Raw genomic sequence first — 24,298 nt, forward strand, 5'->3', positions numbered from 1 at the left:
GCCGAGGGACGGGCGGGTGGTAGGGGGTGTGACGTGGGTGGCCGCGGCCGGGATGCTTGGTGCGGCGGGGCGCGGCGCGGTATCTTTCTCAGTTCGGACACAAAAAAGGAATGGCGACAACGGCCATTCCTGGACCCATCTTAATTGACGAGGAGACGGCTTGTCAACGCAATCCGACGGTTCCGTCGCGCAGCAGCACGACGACGAGATCGGCCGCGAGCAGGAGTACGTCTCGCTGCTCTACGGCCGGCTGGACGACATGCGTGAGCAGGCCGCCCAGCGGCTCACCGAGGAACTGCGGACCACCGGGGGCACGTTGCAGGCCCGGTCCCAGCGCGACAGCGCGGTCCAGATGTACGCCGACCAGGTCGAGCAGTTCTCCGCCGTGGAGAACGGGCTCTGCTTCGGCCGGCTCGACGACATCGACGGGGCCCGGCACTACATCGGCCGGATCGGCATCTTCGACACCACCGGCGACTACGACCCGCTGCTGATGGACTGGCGGGCCCCCGCCGCCCGGCCGTTCTACCTCGCCACCGCCGCCAACCCGCAGGGCGTCAAGCGGCGCCGGCACCTGCGTACCCGGCAGCGGAAGGTGACCGGACTCAACGACGAGGTGCTCGACCTCGCCACCGCCTCCCCCACCGCCCACGAGGAGCTGACCGGCGAGGCGTCCCTGCTCGCCGCGCTCAACGCCGGCCGGACCGGGCGGATGCGCGACATCGTGGAGACCATCCAGGCCGAGCAGGACCGGGTGATCCGGGCCGACCTGCCGGGCGTGCTGGTGGTGCAGGGCGGCCCCGGCACCGGCAAGACCGCCGTCGCGCTGCACCGCGCGGCGTACCTGCTCTACACCCACCGGCGGGAGCTCTCCAGCCGGGGCGTGCTGCTGGTCGGCCCGAACGCGACCTTCCTGCGCTACATCTCGCAGGTGCTGCCCACGCTGGCCGAAACGGGCGTGCTGCTGCGTACCCCCGGCGACCTCTTCCCCGGCGTCAGCGCGCGGCGCGCCGAACCGGCCGAGACGGCGGCGCTCAAGGGGCGGACGGTAATGACCGAGGTGCTGGCCGCCGCGGTCCACGACCGGCAGTGGGTGCCCGACGAGCCGCTGGAGATCGAGATCGAGCGGGACACGGTGCGACTCGACCCGGAGATGGTCCGCCACGCCCGCGACCGGGCCCGCCGCTCCGGCCGCCCGCACAACCTGGCCCGCGCTGTGTTCGACGTCGAGGTCGTCCACGCGCTCGCCGCGCAGATCGCCGAGCGGATCGGCGCCGACCCGCTGGGCGGGGAGAACCTGCTGGAGGAGGCCGACCGCGCCGAGATCCGCCGGGAGCTGCGCGAGGAGCCCGGCATCCGGGCCGCGCTCGACGAGCTGTGGCCGGTGCTCACCCCGCAGCGCCTGCTCGCCGACCTGTACGCCTCGACCGACCGGATCGCCGCGGCCGCGCCGATGCTCACCGACGCCGAGCGCGCGCTGCTGCACCGGGAGCCGGGCGGCTGGACGCCGGCCGACGTGCCGCTGCTGGACGAGGCCGCCGAGCTGCTCGGGGAGGACGAGCGGGCCGCCGCGGCCCGCCGCGAGCGGATCCGCTCCTTCCAGCGCGAGTACGCCGAGGGCGTGCTGGAGATCTGGAAGGGCTCCCGCTCGATCGACGTCGAGGACGAGGCCGACGGTGGCGAGATCCTCGGCGTCACCGACCTGATCGACGCCGACCGGCTGCTGGAGCGGCAGGAGGAGGCCGACCGGCTGACCACCGCGCAGCGGGCCGCCGCCGACCGGAGCTGGGCGTTCGGGCACGTGATCGTCGACGAGGCGCAGGAGCTGTCGCCGATGGCCTGGCGGCTGCTGATGCGCCGCTGCCCGAGCCGGTCGATGACCATCGTCGGTGACGTGGCGCAGACCGGCGCGCTGGCCGGCACCCCGTCCTGGGCCGACGCGCTGGAGCCGTACGTGGCCCGGCGCTGGCGGCTGGAGGAGCTGACCGTCAGCTACCGCACCCCCGCCGAGATCATGGCGGTGGCCGCCGAGGTGCTCGCCGAGATCGACCCCGCGCTGCGCCCACCCCGCTCGGTACGCGCCGGCGGCGTACCACCGTGGGACCGCGCGGTGGACGCGGCCGGCCTGGCCGGCGAGCTGGTGGCGGCGACCACCCGGGAGGCCGCCCGGCTGGACGACGGGCGGCTCGGGGTGATCGTGCCGGCGGGCCGGGCCGACGAGCTGGCCGCCGCGGTGGTGGAGGCGCTGCCGGAGGCGGCGGTCGGCGAGCAGCCGGAGCTGGAGAGCCGGGTGGTGGTGCTGACCGTGGGTCAGGCCAAGGGCCTGGAGTTCGACTCCGTCCTGGTGGTCGACCCGGACGCCATCGTCGCCGAGTCCCCGCGCGGGCGCAGCGACCTCTACGTGGCGCTGACCCGGGCCACCCAGCGCCTCGGCGTGCTCCGCCCCACGTCCTGACCCCTGCTGCCGGCTACGCCGGCGAGGAGCGATGTGGACAGCAGTGGCCTCACCCGTGCGGGTGAGGCCACTGCTTCGCTGTTCAACGCGATCGTCGCGGGACCGGGTCAGCCGGGGTTCGCGCGATCGTTGGTGAAGTTGCCCACCTGAGAGCCGGTCGAGGACTTGTCGCTCGTCGAGCCACCGGCGGGCGTGCTCAGGCCGCCCGTGGTGGCGTCGCCGGTGGTGGTCGGGGCGACCGTGCCGCGGTGTCGCTCCGGCTGGCGGGCCAACCGGCGCACGCTGGCCGGGCCGGCGGTGCCGCCGGTGGTGGTGATCGCACCCTGCCCCCGGGTCGGGCCGCCGTCGCGCAGCACGTTCGGGTCGACCGGGGCGTCGGCCGGATCGTCCGGATCCTGCTCCTGGATCACCCGCAGCACGTCCGTCTGCGGCACGGTCACCTCGTCCAGGGCACCCTCGCCGTAGACGCCGGCGGTGAGGCGCTCCTCGGCCAGCCGGGTGGACTCCCGCATCGTGTCGTTGTCACGCACGTCCATCACCTCGCAGATCTGGCGGTAATCCACTGCCTGCCCGGCCAGGCCGCGACCAAACCGGTCCGCGCCGGTTCACCGGCCGGCCGCCCGCCGCTCGCCTGCCGGCCGTTCCCGCTGCCCATGCTGACCGGCGGGTTGGCGGGAACCGCCCGCCCCCGTAGGAGAGACAGCGTGCGCAGAACGCGCCGTACCGCCATCGCCGCCCTGGTGGTGGCGACCGTGACGTCCGGTCTGGCCGCGCCCGCCGAGGCGCGGCCGGGGCCGGACCGGACCTTCGACCTCCAGGCCCACCGCGGGGGCCTCGGGCTGCGGGTGGAGAACAGCCTCGCCTCGTTCGGCAACGCCCTGCAGCTCGGCGTGGACACGCTGGAACTGGACGTGCAGATCACCGAGGACGGCCAGGCCGTGGTGACCCACGACCGCAGGGTCAGCGGCGCCAAGTGCGTGGACACCGCCCCGGTGCGCCCCGGGGACCCGGAGTTCCCGTACGTCGGCAGATACGTCAACACGCTCACCCTGGCCCAGGTGCGCACCCTCGACTGCGGCTCCCGGACCCTGCCGGACAAGCCCGGCCAGCTGGCCGTGCCCGGCGCCCGGATGCCCCTGCTGCGCGAGGTCTTCGACCTGGTGAAGCGCTACCGGGCCGGCGACGTGACGCTCAACGTGGAGACCAAGGTGGAGGCCGGCGCGCCCACCGAGACCGCGCCCCGCGAGCAGTTCGTCCAGGTGACCGCCCGGGAGGTCCGTGCCGCCGGGCTGCTCAGGCAGGTCACCGTCCAGAGCTTCGACTGGGGCGCGCTGATGCGGATGCGCCAGGTCGAGCCGCGGCTGCCCCTGGTCGCCCTGACCAACTACGACTTCCTCCAGGTCGGCCGCCCCGGTGCGTCGCCCTGGCTCGGCGGCCTGGACATCGACGACTTCGCCGGCGACCCGATCCGGGCCGTGCGCAGCTTCGGCGTGAGCGCGTTCTCCCCGGTGCACGGCTTCCCGCAGAACGGCACCGTCACCGACTCCGGCTACCGGCCGTACGTCACCAGGGACATGGTGGAGCACGCGCACCGTAACGGGATCAAGGTGATCCCGTGGACCGTCGACGACGTGCCGACCATGGCGAAGCTGCTCGACGACGGGGTCGACGGCCTCATCACCGACTACCCGGACCGGCTCCGAGACCTGCTGGCCACCCGCGGCCGGCAACTGCCCACGGCGTACGCCTCGCCGTTCGACATCCAGGCGCACCGCGGCGGCCGGACCACCCGCCCGGAGAACACCCTGCCCGCCTTCACCCACGCGCTGGAGCACCCGGCGATCTCCACCCTGGAACTGGACACCGGCGTCACCGCCGACGGGCACCTGGTGGTGCTGCACGACCGGACCGTCAACGGCTCGCACTGCGTCGACACCGCGCCGGCCCGCCCGGGTGACCCGCAGTTCCCCTATGTCGGCGAGCCGGTGCACGAGCTGACCCTGGCCCAGCTGAAGACCGTCGACTGCGGCTCGCGGACGTTGCCGGAGTTCCCGGCGCAGGTCGCCGCGCCCGGCGCCCGGATTCCCACCCTCGACGAGGTGTTCGCCCTGGTGCGCGCCAGCGGCCGCGACGACGTGCGGCTGAACGTGGAGACGAAGATCAGCCCGCTGGTCGACGACACCGAGCCGTACCCGAGCTTCACCCGCAGGCTGGTCGGCGCGATCCAGCGGGCCGGCTTCACCCGCCGGACCACGATCCAGTCGTTCGACTGGCGCACCATCCGCTACGCCCACCGGCTGGACCCGCGCATCGAGACGGTTGCCCTGGTCTGGCAGTACGGCCCGGCCGAGTGCGCCTCCCTCGCCGACGAGTGCTCGCTGCGTGCCGACGGCGACTCCTCGGTCAGGAGCCCGTGGACCGGCGGCCTGGACTGGTGGCAGCACCAGGACCTCGGCAAGCTGGTCCGCGACTCCGGGGCGACGACGGTCTCCGCCAACTGGCAGGTGCACGACCCGGGCCAGGGCACTGTCGCCTCGGCCGACTGGTACCTGCGGGAGGACCCGGCCTACTTCCACGGCCCTCGGGTGCCGGAGCTGCAGCGACGGTACGGGCTCACGGTCGTGCCGTACACGGTCAACGACCCGGCGGTCATGCAGCGGGTGATCGACCTGGGGGTGGACGGCATCATCACCGACGACCCGGAGCTGCTCGTCCGGGTGGCCGTGCGCAACGGCCTGCGTTGACGTACCACGCCGGTGGCGCTCTCCCCGCAGGGCGCCACCGGCGGCCGCAATCCGCTGGTGAGCCGGTGTTACCTCTCGGGGGCGTCGGGTAGACGGAGGTTGCCCGCGCCATGAACGCGAACCGTGCCGTGGCCGAAACGCGGTAGCGGGGCGAGGGAGTGCAGGTACTCATCAAATCCTGAGGAGGACCAGATGAGCACGCAGGCTGCATCCACCAGGCCTACCAACCGGCCGATGCAGGAAGCGCCCAACCGGGCGATGACCGAGGCTCCGACCCGTCCGATGCCGATGATGGGCGACGGGCGCCGCGAGCAGGCGATCCCCGCACCGGGGACGGAAACCAAGCCCTCGCTGCGTACGACGGAGTTCTGGGTCTACATCGCCGGCGTGATCGGCATACTGGCCGCGTCGTTCCTGGTCGGTAAGAACTCGGTCGGGGTGGACATCTTCCGCGCCCCGCAGGCCTGGTTCTTCATCACCCTGCTGACCATCGGTTACCTGGGCAGCCGGGGCCTGGCCAAGGCCGGGAGCAACTTCCGCAGCAGTGAAGAGCGCAAGGCCCGTCACTGACCCACGAGATCAACGCCGTGAGAACGATGGCCCCCGGGATGAGTCCCGGGGGCCATCGTCGCGTCGGCTCACTCGAAGTCGCCGCCGAAGTCGCCGCCGCCGAAGTCACCCTCGAAGGCGTCCTCGATCATCTCCCCGGCGACCAGGCCACCGGCGACGCCGAGGGCCGCCCCGGCGACCATGCCGCCCATGCCGTGACCCCGGCGGCCGTACCCGTGCGGGGCGCCGAAGCCGGCGGCACGCAGGCTGCCGTAGCGGGAGGTGGTCTCGCGCAGCCAGCCGTCGACGACCTGCGCCCAGTCGACCCGGTCGGCGTCGGCGTGCGAGACGGTGTACCGGCCGAACGCGTCGTGGCCGGCGCTGAGGAAGCCACCGCGCTTGTCGCACTCGAGGATCACCTCGACGCCGTGCGGGCTGGTCACGAAGGTCAGCTCGACCTCGGTGACCGCCTGGGCGTACTGCGGCGCGGCGAAGAACTCGATCTCCTGGTAGAACGGCAGCGTCTGCTGGGTGCCGCGGAGGTGACCGCGCTCCAGGTCGGCGTGCTTGAACCGGAATCCCAGCCGCTGGAAGGCCTCCAGGATCCGCTCGTGCACCGGCAGCGGGTGGATGTTGACCTGGTCCAGGTCGCTCTTGTCGACCGCCCGGGCGATCGCCAGCTCGGTCCGCAGACCCATCGTCATCCCACGCAGGCGCTGGCCGTAGACGTCGGTGATCGGGGCCTCCCACGGCACCGGCAGCTGGAACGGGATCGACAGCTGCTGCTTCGGGGCCAGCTGCAACGGCCCGCTGACCGCCATCCGCTGGAACTCCATGATGCCGGCGTACTCGGTGTCGCCGCTCTCGATCTCCACCCGGGTGACCAGGCCGACGGTGATCTGCTCGATGTTCGCCGGGGCGTCGCCGCCGACGAGGTTGACCTGCCCGTCGAGGGTCAGGCCCGGCCGGGTGTTCGGGTTGGCCAGGACCGTGTCGACGCTGGGCCCACCCACACCGAACGCGCTCAGCATCTTCTTGAAGACCATCGGAACTCCCGCTTCCCGCCACACGCGCTCCACCACGGAGCGCACGGTTACCGAGGGCACCCTAGCTCGGACGACTGTGAGCTGCCTGGGAAACGCCGCCGCGGAGGATCACCCCAGCGCGACCGACGCCGGCTGCGAGGAACACCGTCATGGACGGCGCCGTGGCGCCGCCGGTGGGCGATTCAGCCGCCGGTCACCGCGGCGGTCACCTCGACCTCCAACACCGCGCCGTCCAGAAAGAGCCGGCGCACCTCCACGGTGGTGCTGGCCGGCTTGGCGTCCGGAAAGTACCGGCGGCGGACGGCGGCGTAGCCGGCCAGGTCACCGAAGTCGGTCATGAACGTGCGGACGTGCATGACGTCGGCGAACGTGGCGCCGTGCGCGGCCAGCAGGGCACCGATCAGCTCGAAGATCCGTTCGGCCTGCGCCCGGACATCGCCGGGTGCCACCACGGCGCCGTCGTCGTCCACCGCGACCTGGCCGGAGAGCACGAGCAGCGCACCGCCCGCCAGGTCGAGGCGGGCCACGTGGGCGAACCGGTCGCCGAACGGCGCCGACACGGTCGCGGGGTTGTCCAAGGTGACGGTCACAACTTCTCCTTGTCAGGGGTGGCGACGTCCGCGGGACGTACGTCGGTGAGGGTGGCGATGTCGGCGTCGGGCCGCAACGCGGCCGCCAGCACGGACGCGCTGGCGCTCAGCACGGGTGCCGGCACGTCTCCGAGCGCGTCGAGAGCGAGCCGGGCGTCCTTGGCGGCCAGCGCGACGGCGAATGCGGCGTCGGTGGCGCTCGCGCGGGCGACCGCGCCGCCGAGCGGTCCGGTGGCGAGCGCCTCCCACGCCGTGCGGCGATCCACGCCCACCGCGTCGGCAACGGCCAGCGCGTCGGCGACCGCCGCGACCGCCGTGAGCAGGGCGGTGTTGAGCACCAGCTTCATCGCGGCGCCGGCGCCGACGCCACCGCAGCGGCGCAGCGTGCCCAGGCTCGCCAGCACCGGAGCGACCCGGTCCACGGCTGCCTCCTCGCCACCGGCCAGCACCACGAGCCGACCCGCCTGCGCCGCGCCCGCGCTGCCGGCGACCGGCGCGCCCACGAGCCGTACGCCCCGCGGCAGCCGCTCGGCCAGCTCGCGGACGGCCGGCGGGCCGATCGTGGACATCTCGACAAGGTGGGCGCCCGTGCGCAGGGCGGCCGCCGCCCCGTCGACGCCGAACAGCACCTCCCGCACGGCGGTCGCATCGGTGAGCATGGTGATCACCACATCGGCGTCCCGGACGGCCTCCGCCGGGTTGGCGGCGGCCCGGGCACCGGCGTCGACGAGCGGCCCGGTGCGTTCGGCGGTGCGGTTCCAGACGGTGAGCCAGTGCCCGGTGGCCAGCAGCCGGCGGCCGAGCGCCGTACCCATCGTGCCCGTGCCCAGCAGTGCGATGGCGTCCATGACCGGCAACGTTAGGCGGATGTCACTCATGCGACCAGCGACTGTTTGGCATCTCCGCCATGCGGTGCAAGCATGGCTCGGTGCAGCCACACACCCTTCGGGTCTTCCGCACCGTCGCCGAGCACGGCTCCATCACGGCCGCGGCCCGGACCCTGCGCTACACCCAGTCGGCGGTGTCCCGGCAGATCGCCGCGCTGGAAGCCGACATGGGCTGCCCGCTGTTCGACCGGTTGCCCCGTGGCGTCGCCCTCACCGAGCACGGCCGGTGCCTGCTCGGCCATGCCACGGCGGTGCTCGACCGGCTCGACACCGCGCGTCGGGACATGGCCGCACTGCGCGACCTGACCGCCGGCCGGCTCCGGGTCGGCGCCTTTCCCACGGCCGTCGCCGCGCTCGTGCCGCGCGCTCTGGCCACGTTCCGCTCCGACCATCCCGACGTGGCCCTCTCCCTGGTCGAGGGGCTGACGTCCGGTCTGCTGGAACGCCTCGTCGACGGCGACGCCGACGTGGCGGTGCTCAGCGCCGCACCGGATCAGCCGCTGGACAGCGAGCGGGTCGACCTGCACCACCTCCTCGATGAGGCCCTGCTGGTGGCGGTGCCCCGGACGCACCGGCTCGCCCGACGGCGCACCGTCCGGCTGCGCGAGCTGGCCGACGAGGCGTTCATCGCCGGTTCGGCCACCGCGGAGGAGACCCTGCTGCGCGCCACCCTGCCCACCGGCTTCCGACCCAGGATCGACATCGTGGCAGCGGAGTGGACCGGCAAGCTCGGCTGTGTGGCGGCCGGCCTGGGCGTCGCACTGGTCCCGGCCCTGGCCGTCCGGGCCGCCCCGCCCGATCTGGCGCTGCTGCGCGTACACCCCGACGACGCGTCCGTCCGGCGGATCTTCGCCGCCACCGTCGCCGGCCGCAGCCGACCTCCGGCGGTACGGCGGTTCCTCACCCACCTCGACACGGCAGCGGCCGGTCTCAGGTGACGTCCGCGCCGGGCCGTCCGACGTGGCCCGGTGGCCGGGAGGACGCGGGTCAGTCGGCCTCGACGACGACCAGCTCGCCGACCTGCTCGCCGACCTGCCGGCGCCCCTCCGGCGGCAGCTTGGCGTCGGTGATCAGCACGTCGGCCTCCTCCAGCGGGGCGATGGTGGCGATGCCGATGGTCTCCCACTTGGTGTGGTCGGCCAACACGACCAGCCGCCGGGCGGCGCTGATCAGCCGCCGGTTGACCGCCGCCTCCAGCAGGTTGGGCGTGGTGAAGCCGGTCCGCGGGCTCATCCCGTGCACGCCGAGGAAGAGCAGGTCGACGTTGAGGGAACTGATCGCCGCCTCGGCGACCGGCCCGGTCAGCGCGTCCGACGGGGTGCGGATCCCGCCGGTGAGCACCACGGTCTGGTCGGCGCGCGGGTTCTGGTAGAGCGCGTCGGCGACCGGGATCGAGTTGGTCACCACGGTCAGCCCGCGTACGTCGGCGAGCATGGTGGCCAGCGCGGCGGTGGTCGTACCGGCGGAGAGGGCGATCGCCATGCCGGGCTCCACCATGCCGGCGGCGTGCTCGGCGATGGCCCGCTTCTCCCCCTGCTGGCGGATCGACTTGGCGGCGAAGCCGGGCTCCTCGGCCGAGCCGGGCCCGGCCAGGGTCGCCCCGCCGTGCACCTTGTCGATCAGCCCCCGCTCGGCGAGCACCTCCAGGTCCCGCCGGATGGTCATGTCGGAGACCCCGAACCGGCTCACCAGGTGGCTGACCCGCACGCCGCCGCGCTGCCGGATCAGTTCCAGGATGGCGGTCTGCCGTTGCTGGGCGAGCATCGAGCCTCCTAACCGGGCGGACGGGGAAACGGTACGCAGGTCAGGCCGTCGCCGTCGGCTCGCCGAGCGGGACCGGACCGGCGTGTCCCTCCCGGACCACCGCCACCTCGCCGGCCGGCACGCGCAGTTCACCGGTGCAGCGTGCGCCGCCGAGCAGCTCGGTGCCGGTGACGTCGAGCCGGACCTCGGCGTCGGTGTGGTTGATGACGAAGAGCCAGGAGCGGTCGCCGTCGCGGCGGCGGACCACCTCGACGCCGGTCGGCGCGGCCACCGGGGGGCGCGCCCCGGCCTCGGCGAGCAGCCGGGCCACCAGCCGGTCGGTGGCCGCCTCGTCCAGCCGGGTGCCGACGTACCAGGCGGTGCCCCGGCCCACCCGGTGCCGGGTGAGGGCGGCGACGCCGGGCAGCGGCCCGTCGGCGTACGAGGCGAGCACCTCGGCGCCCTCCGGGTGCAGCCACTCGGTCCACACGCCGGCGGTGGCACCGTCGTCGAGGCGTACCCGCTCGCCCTCGCGCAGCGGGAAGAACTCCTCGGTGCGGACGCCGAGCAGGTCGCGGAACGCCCCCGGGTACCCGCCGAGGCGGATGTGGTCGTGCTCGTCGACGATGCCACTGAAGTAGGTGACCAGGGCGGTGCCGCCACCGTCGACGTAGCGGTGCAGGGCCTCGGCGTCGGCGTCGCGGACCAGGTAGAGGGTCGGCACGAGGACCAGCTGATAGCCGCTGAGGTCGGCCGAGGGGTGCACCACGTCGGTGGTGACGCCGGCCCGCCAGAGCGCGCCGTACAGCGCCTGGAGCCGGTCGACGTAGGTGACGTCGACGCTGGGGTGTGAGTCGAGCTCGACCCCCCACCAGGCCTCCCAGTCGAACAGGATCGCCACCTCGGCGTCGACCCGGCTGCCGCGCACCTCGGCGAGGGCCTTCAGGTCGGCGCCGAGCTGGCACACCTCGCGGAACACCTTGGTGTCCGGGCCGGCGTGCGGCACCAGCGCGGAGTGGAACTTCTCCGCCCCGGCGCGGGAGGCCCGCCACTGGAAGAACAGCACCCCGTCTGCGCCGCGCGCCACGTGCGCGAGGCTGTTGCGGCGCAGCTGGCCGGGGGTCTTGGCGACGTTGCGCGGCTGCCAGTTGACCGCGCTGGTGGAGTGCTCCATCAGCAGCCACGGGTCGCCGCCGGCGACGCCGCGGGTGTGGTCGGCGGCGAGCGCCAGCCCGAGGTGCGACAGCGGGTCGGCGGCGGTGAGGTAGTGGTCGTTGGAGACCACGTCCACGTCGGACGCCCAGGAGTGGTAGTCCAGGTACTTGATCCCGGTGCCGATCATGAAGTTCGTGGTGACCGGCTGCCGGACCAGCCGGGCGAGCACCTCCCGCTCGGCGCGCAGCTGGGCCCGCTGCTCGTCGGAGGAGAAGCGTAGGAAGTCCAGCTGCTGGGTGGGGTTGGCGAAGGTCGGCGCGCTGCGCGGCGGGTTGATCTCGGCCCAGTCGCCGTACCGCTGGCTCCAGAAGGTGGTGCCCCAGGCGGCGTTGAGGGTGTCCAGGTCGCCGTAGCGCTCGCGCAGCCAGTGGCGGAACGCCTCGGCGCTGACGTCGCAGTAGCAGTGCACGTTGTGGCAGCCCAGCTCGTTGGAGATGTGCCACATCACCACGGCGGGGTGCTCGGCGTACCGGCCGGCGACCGCCTCGACCAGGGCGAGCGAACGCTCCCGGAAGATGGGCGAGCTGGGGCAGTACGCCTGCCGCCCGCCAGGCCACAGCACCGTGCCGTCGGCGGTGCGGGGCAGCGTCTCCGGGTGCCGGTGGGCCAGCCACGGCGGCGGGCTGGCGGTGGCGGTGGCCAGGTCCACGTTGACGCCGCCGTCGTGCAGGACGTCGAGGGCCCGGTCCAGCCAGCCGAACTCGTACCGGCCGGGGGTCGGTTCGAGCAGGGCCCAGGAGAAGATGCCGACCGAGACCAGGTCGACGCCGGCGCGGCGCATCAGCGCCACGTCCTCGGCCCAGACCTCCTCCGGCCACTGCTCCGGGTTGTAGTCCGCGCCGTAGAAGATGCCGTCGCCCTGCCAGGTGCCGTGCTGCCGCATGAGTGCAGAGAGTGCCCCCGATGACTGCGCAAGTCAACACTTTCCAACATCGACTCGTTTCCAACGTTTACCAACGGGATCCCTTGTCAACACTGCGGTATCGATCCCCAGCAGCCCTCTTGACACGGCTGCACGGAGGGGTAGCTTCAAGCGCCACCGGCTGTTCTTGTTCGCCAATGTTGGATCTCGGTGAATCTGTGTTGGCATTCACGGACACGCCGGCACCGCCAGCACTGACCACCCTTGGGCGCCGCACCTCTTCATCCGCAGGAGGCACCATGTCCCGTCCCCGTACCGAAGGCGAGTACCTCGCCCGGCTCGTACCGCCCTCCGTCGCCGGCATCGGGCGGCGCTCGCTGCTCGCCGGCGCGGGCGCGGGCGCGCTGCTCGGCACCGGCCTGCTGGCCGGCTGCGGCTCCGACTCGGACTCCGGCTCGGCCAGCAAGACCGTGTCGATCGGCTCGAACCAGTCGGACCCGAAGCCGAAGGAGGTCATCGCCAAGGTGATGACCGGCTTCCAGACGGCGTCCGGCATCGAGCCGAAGGTCAACACGGTCGACCACAACACGTTCCAGGAGAACATCAACAACTACCTGCAGGGCAAGCCGGACGACGTGTTCATGTGGTTCGCCGGCTACCGGATGCGGTTCTTCGCCGCCAAGGGGCTGGCCGGCGACCTCAGCGACGTCTGGGGCAAGCTCTCCGGCTACTCCGACGCGTTCAAGAAGGCCTCCACCGGCGACGACGGCAAGCAGTACTTCGTGCCGTCGTCGTACTACCCGTGGGCCGTCTTCTACCGCAAGTCCGTCTGGCAGCAGCGCGGGTACCAGGTGCCCAAGACGCTCGACGACCTCAACGCCGTCGGCGCGCAGATGAAGAAGGACGGCCTCACCCCGATCGCCTTCGCCGACAAGGACGGCTGGCCGGCGATGGGCACCTTCGACATCCTCAACCTGCGGATCAACGGCTACCAGTTCCACGTCGACCTGATGGCCGGCAAGGAGGCCTGGACCTCCGACAAGGTGAAGAAGGTCTTCGACGCCTGGAACGGGCTGCTGCCGCTGCACCAGGCCGACAGCCTGGGCCGCACCTGGCAGGAGGCCGCCCAGTCGTTGCAGCAGAAGAAGAGCGGCATGTACCTGCTCGGCCTCTTCGTCGCCCAGCAGTTCAGCAACGACGAGCAGGACGACCTGGACTTCTTCACCTTCCCGGAGGTCGACTCGACGATCGGGGCGAAGGCCCTGGACGCGCCGATCGACGGCTACATGATGGCCCGCAAGCCGAAGTCCGAGGCGAACGCCAAGAAGCTGCTGGAGTACGTCGGCTCGAAGGCCGCCGCGGACATCACCGTGAAGAACGACCCCAGCACCCTGGTGGCCAACGGCGGCGCCGACACCGGCGGCTACACCGCCCTGCAGAAGAAGGCCGCCGAGCTGGTCGGCTCGGCCACCGAGATCGCCCAGTTCCTCGACCGTGACACCCGGCCGGACTTCGCCTCCACTGTGATCATTCCGGCGCTCCAGCAGTTCATCAAGAACCCGAAGGACATCGACGGGCTGCTGAACAGCATCGAGAACCAGAAGAAGTCGATCTTCACCAGCTGACGGCGAGAGGGGGAGGACCTCGTGTCCGACCTGCCCCTGATCCAAGCGGATCGCGCCGTGCCGTCGCCGGCCGCCACCCCCGCCCCGGGCGCGGCCCCCCACCCGGGGTGGGCGCGGCCGCCGGCTACGGCTCCTGTCCCGCACCGACCGCGTGGTGATCACGCTGATGGTGCTCGTACCGCTGCTGCTCGTCGTCGCGCTGGTGTGGCTGCCGGCGCTGGCCACCGTGGCCCTCTCCGGCACCGACTGGGACGGCATCGGCCCGCTCAGCGAGATCGAGTGGGTGGGCGGTCGCAACTACTCCGACGTGGTCAACATCTACCCGCCGTTCGTGCCGGCGGTGCAGAACAACCTGCTCTGGCTGGCGGCGCTCTTCGTGGTCGCCACCCCGTTCGGGATGTTCCTCGCCGTGCTGCTGGACAAGGAGATCCGCGGCAGCCGCTTCTACCAGACCGCGCTCTACCTGCCGGTGGTGCTCTCGCTGGCGCTGATCGGCTTCGTCTGGCAGCTCATCTACTCCCGCGACCAGGGCCTGCTCAACGCCGTGCTCGGCGGCGACACCGACTGGTACGGCGACCCGAACGTCAACATCTGGGCGGTGCTGTTCGCCGCCGGGTGGCGGCACGTCGGCTACATCATGCTGCTCTACCTGGCCGGCCTGAAGGGCGTCGACCCGTCGCTGCGCGAGGCCGCCGCCGTCGACGGCGCCTCGGAGACCAGCACCTTCTTCCGGGTGGTCTTCCCGGTGATGCGGCCCATCAACATCATCGTGCTGGTGGTGACGGTGATCGAGTCGCTGCGTGCGTTCGACCTGGTCTGGGTCATCAACAAGGGCCGCAACGGCCTGGAACTGCTCTCCGCGCTGGTCACGCAGAACGTGGTGGGTGAGGCCAGCCGGATCGGCTTCGGCTCCGCACTGGCGACGATCATGCTGGTGGTCTCCCTGGTCTTCATCACCATCTACCTGGCCACCGTGATGAGGGAGGACCGGCGATGAGCGCGTCGACCATGACCCGCGAGCCGGCGGCCGACGCCCCGACGAAGCGCCGCGCGCCGCTGCGGCCGGCCCGGGTGGCCCTGCACCTGTTCCTGGGTGCGGTGGCGATCGGGTGGCTCTTCCCGATCATCTGGGCGGTGCTGAGCTCGCTCCGGTCGTACGACTACACCGCCGCGAACGGGTACGCCTCGCTCGGCGGCTGGACCTTCGACAACTACGTCACCGCCTGGCAGACCGCCGAGTTCGGCAAGCACTTCCTCAACTCGGTCTGGATCACCGTCCCGGCGGTGCTGCTGACGCTCTTCCTGGCCTCCTGCGTGGCGTTCGTGATCGCCCGGTTCAGCTGGAAACTCAACATCGTCCTGCTCGGGCTCTTCACCGCGGCCAACCTGCTGCCCCAGCAGGCGCTGCTGATCCCGCTGTTCCGGCTCTTCACCGAGGTGCCGCTGCCGGAGTTCATGAGCGACTCGGAGCTGCTTTACGACAGCTACTGGGGACTGATCCTGGTCAACGTCGCCTTCCAGTGCGGCTTCTGCGTCTTCGTGCTGAGCAACTACATGAAGGCCCTCCCCCGCGACCTGTACGAGGCGGCGATGGTCGACGGCGCGAGCGTCTGGCGGCAGTACTGGCAGGTGACCATGCCACTGTGCCGGCCGGCCCTGGCGGCGCTGGCCACCCTGGAGGTCACCTGGATCTACAACGAGTTCTTCTGGGCCACCGTGCTGATGCGCAGCGGCGACAAGTTCCCGGTGACCAGCTCGCTGAACAACCTGCGCGGCGAGTTCTTCACCGACAACAACCTGGTCTCGGCCGGCTCGGTGCTGGTCGCCATCCCCACGTTGGTGATCTTCTTCCTGCTCCAGAAGCAGTTCGTCCGGGGGCTGACCCTCGGCGCCTCGAAGGGCTGACCTCGCCGGCCGCCCGGGCATCCGGCTCACGCCCAATGGACATTCGGAGGAGCGATATGCCTGTCAGGCATAAACATGACTGACAGGCATATCGCTCATTGCGATTCGGCCGCCCGGTCCCGTCACGGACAGCGACGGACACCGGCGTGCCCCTTACGGAGAGATGAACGGCCATGACGAATCCGACCGTCATCCACGTGCGTCGAGCGCGGACCAGTTTGGTGCTCGACGGGCGCGGCCCGGGCCTGCCCCGGGTCGTGCACTGGGGCGCCGACCTGGGCCCGCTGCCCGCCGACGACCTGCCCGCGCTGGTCGACGCCACCATCCCGCCGGTCGTGCCGAGCAGCTTCGACGCGCCCACCGTGCTGTCCCTGCTGCCCGAAGCCAGTGCCGGCTGGAGCGGCCGTCCGGGGCTGGCCGGACACCGCAACGGACGGCACTGGTCGACCGCCTTCCGCCTCGACGGGCTCGACGTGTCGGACGGTGGCCCTGACCCGGGCCGCGTGGCGCTGGGTGGCGATTCGGTGGTCGTATCCGAGGAAGACAGCAAGCCCGACGAGTCCGGCGCGGCGCGGGTGACCGTGCGGGCGTCGGACCCCGGCGCGGCACTGTCGCTGACCATCGAGATCACGCTGGACGCGCATGGCCTGCTGACGCTGCGGCACCGGCTGCGCAACGACGGCGACGCCCCCTATGAGCTGCGCGAGCTGACCCCGGTGCTGCCGGTCCCGGCGGTCGCCACCGAACTGCTCGACCTCACCGGACGCTGGTGTCGGGAACGCGCGCCGCAGCGGCACCCGTGGCCGATGGGCGCCTGGGTGCGGGAGGGCCGGCACGGGCGGACCGGGCACGACGCCACGCTGCTGCTGGTGGCCGGCACGCCCGGCTTCGGCTTCGGCCACGGCGAGGTGTGGGCGGTGCACACCGCCTGGAGCGGCGACCACCTCACCGTCGCCGAACGCCGGCCCACCGGCGAGTCCACCCTGGGCGGCGGGGAACTCCTCGCCCCCGGTGAGATCGTGCTCGCCCCCGGCGAGGACTACGCCACTCCCCTGCTGTACGCCGTGCACTCCGCCGCCGGCCTGGACGGGCTCAGCGACGTGCTGCACCGCCACCTGCGGGCCCGGCCCGGGCACCCGGGCTCGCCCCGACCGGTCACCCTGAACGTCTGGGAGGCCGTCTACTTCGACCACGACCTGGCCCGGCTCACCGCGCTGGCCGACCGGGCCGCCGAGGTGGGCGTGGAGCGGTTCGTGCTCGACGACGGCTGGTTCCGGGGCCGCCGGCACGACCGGGCCGGCCTGGGTGACTGGTACGTCGACGACGGGGTCTGGCCGGACGGGCTGCAACCGCTGATCGACCACGTGCGCGGGCACCGGATGCAGTTCGGGCTCTGGGTCGAGCCGGAGATGGTCAATCCCGACTCCGACCTGTTCCGCGCCCACCCGGACTGGGTGCTCGCCGTGCCCGGCCGGCTACCGCCCGAGTGGCGCCACCAGCAGGTGCTCGACCTGGCCCACCCGGCGGCGTACGACCACCTGCTCGGCCGGCTCGACGCGCTGCTCACCGGGCACCCGGGCATCGCGTACCTCAAGTGGGACCACAACCGCGACCTCACCGAGGCCGGGCACCGGGGCCGGCCGGGGGTGCACGCGCAGACCGTGGCGGTCTACCGGCTGCTCGACGAGCTGCGCCGCCGGCATCCGGGCGTGGAGATCGAGAGCTGCTCCTCCGGCGGGGCGCGGGTCGACCTGGAGATCCTGCGCCGCACCGACCGGGTCTGGGCCAGCGACTGCAACGATGCCCTGGAACGGCTCGCCATCCAACGCTGGACCGGGCTGCTGCTCCCGCCCGAGCTGGTCGGCACCCACATCGGGCCGGAGCGCTCGCACACCACCCACCGGCTGCACGACCTGGGCTTCCGGGCCGTCACCGCGCTCTTCGGCCACCACGGCATCGAGTGGGACATCGGATCGGTCGACGCCGCGCAGCGCGCCGAGCTGGCCGCCTGGGTCGCGCTGCACAAGCGGCTCCGCCCGCTGCTGCACTCCGGCCGGGTGGTCCGGGTCGACCACCCCGACCCGGCCGTGCAGGCCCACGGCGTCATCGCCCACGACGGCTCCCAGGCGGTGTACGCGGTGTCCCGGCTGACCACCTCCGCCACGCAGGTGCCCGGGGCGGTACGCCTGCCGGGCCTGGACCCGGCCCGCCGCTACGCGGTACGCCCGCCGGCGGGCCTGCCGGAGCCAGCGGTGCTGCAGCTGGCCGAGCCGGGCTGGCTGCCGAAGGGGGTCACCCTGAGCGGGGCGGTGCTGGGCACGGTCGGGGTGCAACTGCCGGCGCTGCACCCGGAACAGGCGCTGCTGCTGGAGGCCACCGCGGTCGACTGAGAAAGTTCGGAAAATCTTCGGGACGGATGTCGAGAACCGGGGCGGCGGCTTCTACCTACGGGTGCAAGCACCGAGAATCGGTGCTCGGACGTGAGGAGCCAGCCGTGAAGTACATGCTGCTGATGCAGTTCAGCGCCGCCGGGACCGACTTCCCCTCGATCGACACCTGGACGCCGGACGAGATCGCCGCGCACATCGCGTTCATGCAGGAGGTGAACGGCAAGCTCGCCGCCGACGGCGAGTGGGTCCAGGGCGAGGGACTGGGCGGACCGCAGCAGGCGCGGATCGTCCGGGCCGGCGCGGGCGGCGCGCCGGTGGTCACCGAGGGGCCGTTCGCCGAGACCAAGGAGTTCCTCGCCGGCTGGTGGATCGTCGACTGCGAGACCCCGCAGCGGGCGGTCGAGATCGCCGCGCACATCTCCACCGCGCCCGGCCCCGGCGGTCGGCCGCTCAACATGCCGATCGAGGTCCACCCGGTGATGTCGGCACCGCCGCAGGAGATGTGACGACTGGACACCCCGGACCGCACCGTCGAGGACCTGCTGCGCGAACTGGCGCCGCAGGTCCTCGGCGTGCTCGCCCGCCGCTTCGGTGACTTCGCCACCGCCGAGGACGCCGTCCAGGAGGCGCTGCTCGACGCGGCCACCCAGTGGCCGGCCGAGGGCCTGCCGGACAACCCGCGCGGCTGGCTGGTGCAGGTCGCGTACCGCCGGATGATCGAGCTGGTCCGGGCCGAGACGGCCCGGCGCGAGCGGGAGGACCGGGCCGCCCGGCGGGAGCCCGACCGCCGCGGGGCCGCCCCCGCAGCGGACGAGTCGCTGGCCACCGACCGGGACGACACCCTGGTGCTGCTTTTTCTCTGCTGCCACCCCACGCTGTCCACCGCGTCGGCGATCGCGCTGACCCTGCGTGCCGTCGGCGGGCTCAGCACCGCCGAGATCGCCCGGGCGTTCCTGGTGCCCGAGGCCACCATGGCGCAGCGGATCAGCCGCGCCAAGCAGCGCATCCGAGACTCCGGGGTGCCGTTCCGGCTGCCCGACCGGCGGGAACGGCAGGAGCGGCTGGCGGCCGTGCTGCACGTGCTCTACCTGATCTTCACCGAGGGGCACACCGCCACCCTCGGCCCCGACCTGCGCCGGGTGGACCTGTCGGAGGAGGCGGTCCGGCTGACCCGGGCCATGCACGCGCTGCTGCCCGACGACAGCGAGGTCGCCGGGCTGCTCGCGCTGATGCTGCTCACCGACGCCCGGGCCGCCGCCCGCACCGGCCCGTCCGGCGAGCTGATCTCGCTGGCCGACCAGGACCGGTCCCGCTGGGACGCGACCGCGATCGACGAGGGCACCGCGCTGGTCACCCGGGCGATGACCCGGGGGCCGGTCGGGCCGTACCAGCTCCAGGCCGCCATCGCCGCGCTGCACGACGAGGCGCCGACCGCCGAGGCCACCGACTGGCCGCAGATCCTGGCCCTCTACCAGGTGCTCGAACGGCTCTCCGGCAATCCGGTGGTGGCGCTCAACCGGGCGGTGGCCACGGCCATGGTGGCGGGTCCGGAGGCCGGCCTCGCCGCGCTCGCCACCCTCGCCACCGACCCCCGGCTGGCCGGACACCACCGGCTCGACGCGGCCCGGGCCCACCTGTACGAGATGGCCGGGGACCGGGACCGGGCCGTCGCGCACTACCGGGCGGCGGCCGGCGGCACGACCAGCCTGCCCGAGCAGCACTACCTGAGGATGCGGGCCGCTCGGCTGTCAGTGGGCGGGTACGAGCCCTTCCGTCGGGAATCGACCCGGGGTTGACTTCGTTCGTCATGCTCGCACCGGAAGCCCCCACACCCGCACCAACCGAGGAGGACCTGTGCGCAAGCCGGCCAAGACAGCCGCCGTCCTCTTCGGGCTCGGCGTCGGCGCCACGGTCGGTCCATCCCTCGGGCCGGCCGCCGTCTGGTCCGGCGTCGCGGTCGCCGCGCTCGGCGTCGCACTCTCCCTGGTCGGTACGACGGAATCCGATCTCGTCGGGGACGGCCCGGCCGACCGCGACGAGGACCGCGAGGTGGCAGGCGACGGGACGGCCACCGGATCCGCGGTGGCCGAACGACGACGGCGGAATCGGCAGCGGCCAACCCTCAGCGGCCTGGGCACCCGGGTCGAACAGATCCTCGAACTCGCCGAGGAGCAGGCCAACGACCACCGCGCCGAGGCGCGGCTCGAAGCCGAGGGGATCGTGACCGCCGCCCGACGGGAGGCGGAGGCGATCCTGAGCCGGGCGCACGGACAGGCGGCAGGAATCACCGGCACCCGCCCGGATCTGTCTCCGGTACCGCCCACCCGGGCGCCGTCGCCAGACGAAGATCCGAGCCCGCATGCCTGACGGAAGCGGCACCGCCGGGCGGCTTTCGCTTGTCAGGCTGGCCGCCGAAGACCGACCGGCGCAGCCGGATGGTGAATGCCGTAGAGAATGCACTCCGAGGGTTTCTGAAGTCGTCAAGACCGGATCAGCGGCGCAGCCCGCCGCCACTCCCGCCTGATCAGCCCGTACACCCACGAGTCCGAGACCTCACCGTTCACGACGCAGTCTTCCCGCAACGTCCCTTCACGCACGAATCCGAGCTTCTCGAGGACGCGGGCAGATGCCGCGTTGCGCGTATCGGTCTCGGCCTGGACTCGATTCAGGTCCAGCGTGTCGAGTGCCCACTGCAGCAAGGCGCGCGCGGCCTCCGTCGCGTAGCCGTGGCCCCATGCTGCATCGTCGAGGCAGTAGCCCAGCGACGCGCTGCGGTAGTCCGGGTTCCACCGGGTCAGACTGCACCAGCCGATGAACGCCCCGTCGGAAACACGGTCCACGGCCAGCCGCGTCCCGGTGCCTTCCTCTGCCATCTGCCGGCAAGCCGCTATGAACCCGCTCGGCGCGCACACGTTCGGTCCAGGGTGGCGCGTCCCAGTAGCGCAGCACATAGGCGCTGCTGTGCAGCGCGAAGAGGGCGTTCGCGTCCGCGTCGTTGAAGGGACGCAGTCGCAGGCGAGCGGTGTGCAGCGTGGGGGTGGGCAGGGACATGAGTGCCATGTTGCCTCTCTCAGTGGGCGACAGAAAGACGTGCCCGCCCATCGGCATGAGCGCGCGCGGTGCGGCAAGAGAGTGCGCCGCGGGCGAAACGCCTCTGAAGATTCCCGTCGCCCTCTCTTCAGCCAGGTAGCGGAAAGAAATCATTGAGCGCGCTCCGAATGCTTTCCCCAGATCCGGGTGAGCGTCGCCGCCCTCCAAAGCTGCGACGATAAGCTTTCTGATCAGCCTGGCGTCCGCGTCAGCCATCGCTCAGGGGCCGGTCTGACGGGCGAAACGCGGGTCGGACGGATCGGCTGCGTCGCGGCGAGAGATTTCTCCGAGGCCGTGTCGATCCGCGGGCCGCTCGTTCGACGTGGGGGTGCGAGGGCCGAGAGGCGGCCCCGCCGGATGAGGAGAACGCGATGCCGCAGTACATGCTGATCATGCGAGGCACCGATGAGACGAACGCGGCCATGATGGCCAACGTCGACGAGATGATGGCCGCGACCCGCCTGTTCATCGAGGAGACGGCCAAGGCCGGCGTTTACGTCGCGGCCGAAGGGCTGGACGATCCGGGCCAGGGCGTCGTGGTGCACTTCAGCGACGAGGCCCCGGTGGTCACGGACGGGCCGTACGGAGAGACCAAGGAATTGTTCGGGGGCTTCTTCCTGCTCGATGTCGCCTCGAAGCAGGAGGCGGTCGAGTGGGCCAAGCGGGTCCCGTCGGTCCCCGGGTCCAAGATCGAGATCCGGCGGGTGCCCGGGGAGGACGAGGTCCCGCAGGACAACGGGAAGTTCGTCAAGGAAGGGGCCCTGCGCGAGAGCAGCGGCCAGATCTGATGGGTACGGCCGACGTCGAGGCCGTCTGGCGGATCGAGTCGGCGCGGATCGTCGCCGCGCTGACCCGGTTCACCGGCGATTTCGGGCTGGCCGAGGACGCGGCCCAGAAGGCGGTGGCTGAGGCGCTGGTGTCGTGGCCGCGTGCCGCTCCGGCCAATCCGGCCGGCTGGCTGATGGCCACGGCCCGGCGGCGGGCGATCGACGCGATCCGCCGCCGGACGGCCCTGCACGACCGATACGCCCTGCTGGCGGCCGGCCCGGCGGTCGACGACGAAATCGACCCCGACAGGATCGACGACGACGTCCTGGCGCTGATGTTCGTCAGCTGCCACCCGGTGCTCTCCCGCGAGGCCCGGGTGGCGCTGACCCTGCGCGTGGTCGGCGGCCTGTCCAGCGAGGAGATCGCCCGCGCGTTCCTCGTACCCGTGCCGACCGTGCAGGCCCGCATCACCCGGGGCAAGAAGACGATCGCGGCGGCCGAGGTGCCGTTCGAACTGCCGGCGGCCGGCGAGCGCCGGGCACGGCTGGGCGGCGTGCTCAGCGTCCTTTACGTGATCTTCACCGAGGGGTCGACGGCCACGTCGGGCGACCGGCTGCTGCGTCCGGACCTCGCGTACGAGGCGATCCGGCTGGCCCGCACGCTGGCCGCGCTGCTGCCGGACGAGCCCGAGGTGCACGGCCTGCTCGCGTTGTGCGAGCTGACGGCCGCGCGCTTCCCGGCCCGGACCGGCCCGGACGGGGCACCGATCCTGCTGGCGGACCAGGACCGGCGGCGGTGGGACGTCTCGGCGATCCGCCGTGGGCTGGCCGCGCTGGCCAAGGCCTCGACTCGCGGCCTCGGCCCGTACGGCCTGCAGGCCGCGATCGCCGCCGCCCACGCGTCGGCGCCCTCGGTCGAGGCGACCGACTGGGACCGGATCGTGGTGCTCTACGAGGCGCTCGGCCGGGTCGCGCCCTCGCCGGTGGTCGAGCTCAACCGGGCCGTCGCCGTGGCCATGGCCTCGGGTCCGGCGCGAGCCCTGGCCATCGTGGACGAGCTGATCGCCTTGGACCGGCTCCCCGGTTCGCATCTGGTTCCGACCGTACGCGGGGAGCTGCTGGCCCGCCTCGGCCGGCGACCGGAGGCGCGCGCCGAGCTGGAGCTGGCGGCCCGGCTCTCCGCCAACCAGCGCGAACGCTCAGTGCTGCTGCGCAAGGCGGCCGCGCTGGGCTGACTTCTCCAGCTCGGCCTGCCGGGATTCGAGCGCGGCCCGGATGCCGTCGATCGCGTCGGCCCCGACGGCCAGGCGCAGCGGCGGCTCCGCCATGCCGGCGACCGCGACGATCGCGTCGGCCACGTCGGCCGAATCCCCGAACGCGGACGGCGGGAGCGCGGCGAACCCGGTGAGAAACTCGCCCACGGTCGGCGCGTAGACCTCGATCAGATCCCATAGGTCGTCGTCGACGACCCACGCCCTTCTCGTGCTACACCGAACGAGACTGATCTTCACATCGTGGCGCTGACCACGAGCTGAACGGGTCCGATTACCGGCAGAAGCTTGTACATCCACCACTAGGCCGAAGTCCGCGGCGACCTCGATCCCAGCAGCGTGGGCTGACCGGGTTGTCAGCACCGCGGCATGGCTTCAGCCAAGCGATTCAGGGATTACCCAGGTGTCGAAGGCCGCATCGAGAAGAACACTGAGAAGGCTGACGGCGATAGCGGCCGCAACACTGATGAGAAACCCGGTCAGGCCGCGGTACCGCCTGTCCACACCCGGCTCTGACGGAGATATGACTCGCCGTGACCAGGGGCGTTCCACCAGCAACCAGGCCAGCACTCCCAGTCCGAACGGAACCCCGGCACTGATCCAGAACCAGTACCACCGGGTCCCGATGGCCGGCGCCGGCCCGCCGATGAGGATGGCCAGACAGAGCAGGCCCAGGACCGGCGCCAGAAATCGAGAATCCGGCTGCACCTCGCCAGCAAGCGGCCGTCCGGAGTCGAGCACGGACGCGCGCACCGCCCCGGCGAGCGACTCGGTCTGCGGGCCGGGTGGCTCCGGCGTGCCGCCGAAGTAGAGATCCTCGGTCGAGGCGGCGTCAGCCAGGACGACGTAATACGTCCGCCCATCCGGCTTCCGCCAGACGAACAGCGGGCCGTCCTGCCCTGAGGAGCGCAACGTCGGCACCGAACCCCAGGAGGATGCGGCGGGCCGCTCCCACGAGTCCGCCCATTGGTATGCCGCTACGTCACCTGCGGCGATGTCTGCGCGGGCCTGCTCGGCCTCGGCTGGTCGCGGCGCCGACCACCACGCCATCACGGCCCACACCGTCCATGACGTGATCACGGCGACGCGCAGGACCACCCACCACGATCCCCACCTCCGCCAAGTTGCGGGATGATGCCCAGCCGTTACCCCCGTCATG

General features: G+C 72.2%; 22 protein-coding genes. 13 read left to right on the forward strand and 9 right to left on the reverse strand.

Going from position 1 to position 24,298, the window contains the following annotated elements:
• Positions 1-160 precede the first annotated feature (160 nt).
• Positions 161-2,455, forward strand: coding sequence for an AAA family ATPase (locus KBX37_RS18525; protein ID WP_210777201.1), 2,295 nt, complete (start codon positions 161-163; stop codon positions 2,453-2,455).
• Positions 2,456-2,562: 107 nt separating this feature from the next.
• On the opposite strand, the gene KBX37_RS18530 is transcribed toward KBX37_RS18525, so the two are convergent.
• Positions 2,563-2,985, reverse strand: coding sequence for a hypothetical protein (locus KBX37_RS18530; RefSeq protein WP_210777202.1), 423 nt, complete (start codon positions 2,983-2,985; stop codon positions 2,563-2,565).
• A gap of 174 nt (positions 2,986-3,159) precedes the next feature.
• On the opposite strand from KBX37_RS18530, the gene KBX37_RS18535 reads away from it, so the two are divergent.
• Entirely contained in the window at positions 3,160-5,199 is a 2,040-nt protein-coding gene (locus KBX37_RS18535; protein ID WP_307849114.1) for a glycerophosphodiester phosphodiesterase family protein, read from the forward strand.
• Positions 5,200-5,391: 192 nt separating this feature from the next.
• Positions 5,392-5,769: a hypothetical protein gene (locus tag KBX37_RS18540; protein WP_210777204.1), complete on the forward strand. Its 378-nt coding sequence runs from the start codon at positions 5,392-5,394 to the stop codon at positions 5,767-5,769.
• A gap of 68 nt (positions 5,770-5,837) precedes the next feature.
• Here the strand turns inward: KBX37_RS18540 and KBX37_RS18545 are convergent, their stop codons facing one another.
• From KBX37_RS18545 to KBX37_RS18555, 3 genes are all read right to left on the reverse strand, one after another.
• Complete coding sequence (locus KBX37_RS18545; RefSeq protein ID WP_210777236.1) at positions 5,838-6,794, reverse strand: sporulation protein; 957 nt, start codon at positions 6,792-6,794, stop codon at positions 5,838-5,840.
• Positions 6,795-6,976: 182 nt separating this feature from the next.
• Positions 6,977-7,384 (reverse strand): RidA family protein, encoded by a 408-nt coding sequence (locus tag KBX37_RS18550; RefSeq protein WP_210777205.1) that lies wholly within the window; start codon positions 7,382-7,384, stop codon positions 6,977-6,979.
• Positions 7,381-8,232, reverse strand: a complete 852-nt coding sequence (locus KBX37_RS18555) for an NAD(P)-dependent oxidoreductase (RefSeq protein ID WP_210777206.1) — start codon at positions 8,230-8,232, stop codon at positions 7,381-7,383. The genes KBX37_RS18550 and KBX37_RS18555 overlap by 4 nt, the downstream gene beginning before the upstream one ends.
• An 80-nt stretch (positions 8,233-8,312) precedes the next feature.
• Between KBX37_RS18555 and KBX37_RS18560 the strand changes: the two genes are divergently transcribed.
• Positions 8,313-9,209, forward strand: a complete 897-nt coding sequence (locus KBX37_RS18560; RefSeq protein WP_307849115.1) for a LysR substrate-binding domain-containing protein — start codon at positions 8,313-8,315, stop codon at positions 9,207-9,209.
• Positions 9,210-9,258: 49 nt separating this feature from the next.
• Here the strand turns inward: KBX37_RS18560 and KBX37_RS18565 are convergent, their stop codons facing one another.
• Complete coding sequence (locus KBX37_RS18565) at positions 9,259-10,035, reverse strand: DeoR/GlpR family DNA-binding transcription regulator (RefSeq protein ID WP_210777208.1); 777 nt, start codon at positions 10,033-10,035, stop codon at positions 9,259-9,261.
• A 40-nt stretch (positions 10,036-10,075) separates the two neighbouring features.
• Positions 10,076-12,112, reverse strand: a complete 2,037-nt coding sequence (locus KBX37_RS18570; protein WP_210777209.1) for a beta-galactosidase — start codon at positions 12,110-12,112, stop codon at positions 10,076-10,078.
• Positions 12,113-12,390: 278 nt separating this feature from the next.
• On the opposite strand from KBX37_RS18570, the gene KBX37_RS18575 reads away from it, so the two are divergent.
• From KBX37_RS18575 to KBX37_RS36005, 7 genes are all read left to right on the forward strand, one after another.
• Positions 12,391-13,716 (forward strand): ABC transporter substrate-binding protein, encoded by a 1,326-nt coding sequence (locus tag KBX37_RS18575; RefSeq protein WP_210777210.1) that lies wholly within the window; start codon positions 12,391-12,393, stop codon positions 13,714-13,716.
• A 154-nt stretch (positions 13,717-13,870) separates the two neighbouring features.
• The gene (locus KBX37_RS18580; RefSeq protein WP_307849116.1) at positions 13,871-14,713 is read left to right on the forward strand and encodes a sugar ABC transporter permease; all 843 of its coding nucleotides are present in this window, start codon (positions 13,871-13,873) and stop codon (positions 14,711-14,713) included.
• Positions 14,710-15,621: a carbohydrate ABC transporter permease gene (locus KBX37_RS18585; protein ID WP_210777211.1), complete on the forward strand. Its 912-nt coding sequence runs from the start codon at positions 14,710-14,712 to the stop codon at positions 15,619-15,621. The genes KBX37_RS18580 and KBX37_RS18585 overlap by 4 nt, the downstream gene beginning before the upstream one ends.
• Before the next feature lie 173 nt (positions 15,622-15,794).
• Complete coding sequence (locus KBX37_RS18590; protein ID WP_210777212.1) at positions 15,795-18,011, forward strand: alpha-galactosidase; 2,217 nt, start codon at positions 15,795-15,797, stop codon at positions 18,009-18,011.
• Between the two features lie 113 nt (positions 18,012-18,124).
• On the forward strand, positions 18,125-18,517 hold the full coding sequence (locus KBX37_RS18595) for a YciI family protein (protein WP_247658405.1): 393 nt from the start codon (positions 18,125-18,127) through the stop codon (positions 18,515-18,517).
• A gap of 3 nt (positions 18,518-18,520) precedes the next feature.
• Positions 18,521-19,807, forward strand: coding sequence for an RNA polymerase sigma factor (locus tag KBX37_RS18600; RefSeq protein ID WP_210777237.1), 1,287 nt, complete (start codon positions 18,521-18,523; stop codon positions 19,805-19,807).
• Positions 19,808-19,865: 58 nt separating this feature from the next.
• Positions 19,866-20,378: a DivIVA domain-containing protein gene (locus KBX37_RS36005; RefSeq protein WP_374103788.1), complete on the forward strand. Its 513-nt coding sequence runs from the start codon at positions 19,866-19,868 to the stop codon at positions 20,376-20,378.
• Positions 20,379-20,491: 113 nt separating this feature from the next.
• Here KBX37_RS36005 and KBX37_RS18610 read toward each other — a convergent pair whose 3' ends face one another.
• Positions 20,492-20,884 carry a GNAT family N-acetyltransferase gene (locus KBX37_RS18610; protein WP_210777214.1) on the reverse strand — a complete coding sequence of 131 codons (393 nt, stop codon included), beginning with the start codon at positions 20,882-20,884 and terminating at the stop codon, positions 20,492-20,494.
• A 588-nt stretch (positions 20,885-21,472) separates the two neighbouring features.
• Between KBX37_RS18610 and KBX37_RS18615 the strand changes: the two genes are divergently transcribed.
• A complete protein-coding gene (locus tag KBX37_RS18615) occupies positions 21,473-21,889 on the forward strand; it encodes a YciI family protein (RefSeq protein ID WP_210777215.1) in 417 nt (138 codons plus the stop codon).
• On the forward strand, positions 21,889-23,103 hold the full coding sequence (locus KBX37_RS18620; protein WP_210777216.1) for an RNA polymerase sigma factor: 1,215 nt from the start codon (positions 21,889-21,891) through the stop codon (positions 23,101-23,103). The genes KBX37_RS18615 and KBX37_RS18620 overlap by 1 nt, the downstream gene beginning before the upstream one ends.
• Here KBX37_RS18620 and KBX37_RS18625 read toward each other — a convergent pair.
• Both KBX37_RS18625 and KBX37_RS18630 read right to left on the reverse strand, forming a co-directional pair.
• The gene (locus tag KBX37_RS18625) at positions 23,068-23,502 is read right to left on the reverse strand and encodes a hypothetical protein (RefSeq protein WP_210777217.1); all 435 of its coding nucleotides are present in this window, start codon (positions 23,500-23,502) and stop codon (positions 23,068-23,070) included. The genes KBX37_RS18620 and KBX37_RS18625 overlap by 36 nt on opposite strands.
• A 12-nt stretch (positions 23,503-23,514) precedes the next feature.
• Positions 23,515-24,237: a hypothetical protein gene (locus tag KBX37_RS18630; protein WP_210777218.1), complete on the reverse strand. Its 723-nt coding sequence runs from the start codon at positions 24,235-24,237 to the stop codon at positions 23,515-23,517.
• Positions 24,238-24,298: the final 61 nt, after the last annotated feature.

Source organism: Micromonospora sp. U56 (genome assembly GCF_018070095.1).
Taxonomy (GTDB): Bacteria; Actinomycetota; Actinomycetes; order Mycobacteriales; family Micromonosporaceae; genus Micromonospora; species Micromonospora purpureochromogenes.

Coding starts and splice junctions, on each gene's coding strand:
- KBX37_RS18540 (WP_210777204.1), top strand. CDS start 5,392: ATGAGCACGCAGGCTGCATCCACCAGGCCTACCAACCGGCCGATGCAG.
- KBX37_RS18545 (WP_210777236.1), bottom strand. CDS start 6,794: ATGGTCTTCAAGAAGATGCTGAGCGCGTTCGGTGTGGGTGGGCCCAGC.
- KBX37_RS18555 (WP_210777206.1), bottom strand. CDS start 8,232: ATGGACGCCATCGCACTGCTGGGCACGGGCACGATGGGTACGGCGCTC.
- KBX37_RS18565 (WP_210777208.1), bottom strand. CDS start 10,035: ATGCTCGCCCAGCAACGGCAGACCGCCATCCTGGAACTGATCCGGCAG.
- KBX37_RS18570 (WP_210777209.1), bottom strand. CDS start 12,112: ATGCGGCAGCACGGCACCTGGCAGGGCGACGGCATCTTCTACGGCGCG.
- KBX37_RS18575 (WP_210777210.1), top strand. CDS start 12,391: ATGTCCCGTCCCCGTACCGAAGGCGAGTACCTCGCCCGGCTCGTACCG.
- KBX37_RS18585 (WP_210777211.1), top strand. CDS start 14,710: ATGAGCGCGTCGACCATGACCCGCGAGCCGGCGGCCGACGCCCCGACG.
- KBX37_RS18590 (WP_210777212.1), top strand. CDS start 15,795: ATGACGAATCCGACCGTCATCCACGTGCGTCGAGCGCGGACCAGTTTG.
- KBX37_RS18595 (WP_247658405.1), top strand. CDS start 18,125: ATGCTGCTGATGCAGTTCAGCGCCGCCGGGACCGACTTCCCCTCGATC.
- KBX37_RS18610 (WP_210777214.1), bottom strand. CDS start 20,884: ATGGCAGAGGAAGGCACCGGGACGCGGCTGGCCGTGGACCGTGTTTCC.
- KBX37_RS18615 (WP_210777215.1), top strand. CDS start 21,473: ATGCCGCAGTACATGCTGATCATGCGAGGCACCGATGAGACGAACGCG.
- KBX37_RS18620 (WP_210777216.1), top strand. CDS start 21,889: ATGGGTACGGCCGACGTCGAGGCCGTCTGGCGGATCGAGTCGGCGCGG.